General features: G+C 69.2%; 4 protein-coding genes. All 4 read right to left on the bottom strand.

Features of this window, described 5'->3' with window-relative positions:
* Positions 1–52: 52 nt before the first annotated feature.
* Entirely contained in the window at positions 53–361 is a 309-nt protein-coding gene (locus ACYVE9_RS25650) for a hypothetical protein (protein ID WP_461030279.1), read from the bottom strand.
* Entirely contained in the window at positions 358–717 is a 360-nt protein-coding gene (locus ACYVE9_RS25645; protein ID WP_461030278.1) for a WhiB family transcriptional regulator, read from the bottom strand. Before ACYVE9_RS25645 ends, ACYVE9_RS25650 begins: the two co-directional genes overlap by 4 nt.
* Before the next feature lie 126 nt (positions 718–843).
* A complete protein-coding gene (locus ACYVE9_RS25640; protein ID WP_461030277.1) occupies positions 844–1,143 on the bottom strand; it encodes a hypothetical protein in 300 nt (99 codons plus the stop codon).
* A 150-nt stretch (positions 1,144–1,293) separates the two neighbouring features.
* Positions 1,294–1,699: HRDC domain-containing protein (locus ACYVE9_RS25635; RefSeq protein WP_461030276.1), on the bottom strand; the 406-nt coding region annotated here is incomplete at its 5' end.

Genomic DNA, 1,699 nt, shown 5'->3' with positions numbered 1-1,699 from the left:
TGCCGGGCCGGGGCTGCCCTTCAGGCTTGCCCGGCCCCGCGAGGTCGGCCGGTCACTGCATGACGGCCATGGCGAGGGCCCGTCGGGCCTTGAGTGAGGCGCGCTCGGCCTTCAGCTGCATCCGGCGGGCGTCGAGCATCCGGCGGACGGTGCGTTCGGACTCGGCCTCACGCAGGCGGTCCTGCATTCGGGCTCTGCTCAGTGTTTCTGGCATGAGTTGCATCTTGCGGTTCCTGTCCTGGAGTGAACCGGCCTCTTCGGGCCGGGAACGAGCGGTGGTGTCGAGGGTGAAGTAGTTCATCGGGTCCTGCTTCGTCGGGCCGTGACCGGTGGGCCGGTCGATGGTGCCGGGGGTGTTCATGCCGTGACCGGGTTCTTGCGCGGGCGGCCGCGGGGCCGCTTCCGGGGAACGACAACGCCTTGCACGAACAGCTCTCCGCCCCAGACGCCCCAGGGCTCGCGGCGGTCCTTGGCGCCGTCGAGGCAGGCGTCCCGCAGCGGGCAGGTCCGGCAGAGCGACTTGGCGTACTCGACGTCGGCCGGCGACTCGGCGAAGAAGACCTCCGGGTCGTAGCTGCGGCACGGCACAGCCCCGCCGAGCCGGTCGATGGCGTCGTCCAGCTCGGTGAGCGTGGTCAGGGGGGTCAACGGGTCCTCCGTGGGATCTGGCGGGTTCAGGTCGGTGGTGCGCGACGGGGTGTGCGTCTGCGTCTGCACGGCTGGTGGTTCCTCGTCTGTTGTCGTCTGTCCGGCTGGTGGCCGGCCCGGCTGGGCAAAACAGAAGGGCCGCGGATCCCGGTGAGGGTTCCGCGGCCCTGGAAGGTGCCGACCTGATCGAGCCGATCAGGTGGGATCTCTCCAGGGTTCAGGCCCACGGAAGGCCCACATCGTGAGGTGCTGCTTCTTCTGGCGTCCTTCGCCGGCATCCGCCGTCGCGATGCGCGCGACATAGGCCTTCGCCCGTGCCGCTGCCGCTGCTACCGCGGATGCCCCGATCGGTCGCTCATTGCTGAGAACGGCTCCGAACAGGCCGCTGCCGAAGCCGCTGTTCGTCAGACCGAAGCCGGCCAGGAGGGAACCGGGCAGGCAGGAGGCGACGACCGAGCGGTCGACTGCGGTGGTGGTCTTGATGATTGCGATCACTGGGGTTCGCCTCCTCTCGGCGGATCAGGGAACGGGCCGAGGCCCGTTCCGAAAGTTTTCAGGAGTCAGTACAGCATGGAAGTGCCGGAGCCAGAAGCCCCGTCCTTTCCATGACCGGAAGGCTATGAGGGTTTCGGCGCCGGGCGCAAACTATTTTTCCGGCGGGTTCGACGCCGGATCGGGCGCCAACCCCGGAACGACTCCGTCCACTTCAACGGCGAGCTCCTCACCTGCGCAGAGAGCCAGTACGTCCGGTCCGAACCGTCGAAATTTTCGGCCACCCACCCCCGGAATCCGGCTCAGATCGGCTTCGTCGGCCGGGATGGTCTCGGCGATGGCCATCAGTGTCTTGTCGGTGAAGACGCAGTACGGCGGCTGACCGATCAGCGCGGCCTGCTCCGCACGCCACGCGTGCAGCCGCTCGTAGAGGCGCTCGTCAAGATCGGAGGGGCACTCCTCGCAGCGCAGCAGCTTGATCTCCCCCGCGTCCGTCAGGGCCCGCCCGCAGACCCGGCAGCGCGCCAGCTCCCGGCGCCGCCGGGGCCGCGGCGGGGGG

It is taken from the genome of Streptomyces sparsus (assembly GCF_054776295.1).
The sequence above is the reverse complement of the archived record's forward strand: the minus strand, read 5'-3'. Positions and strand labels throughout refer to the sequence as shown.

Bases quoted from the DNA above. Each gene is read 5' to 3' on its own strand.
- ACYVE9_RS25650 (WP_461030279.1), bottom strand. From the start codon at position 361: ATGAACACCCCCGGCACCATCGACCGGCCCACCGGTCACGGCCCGACG.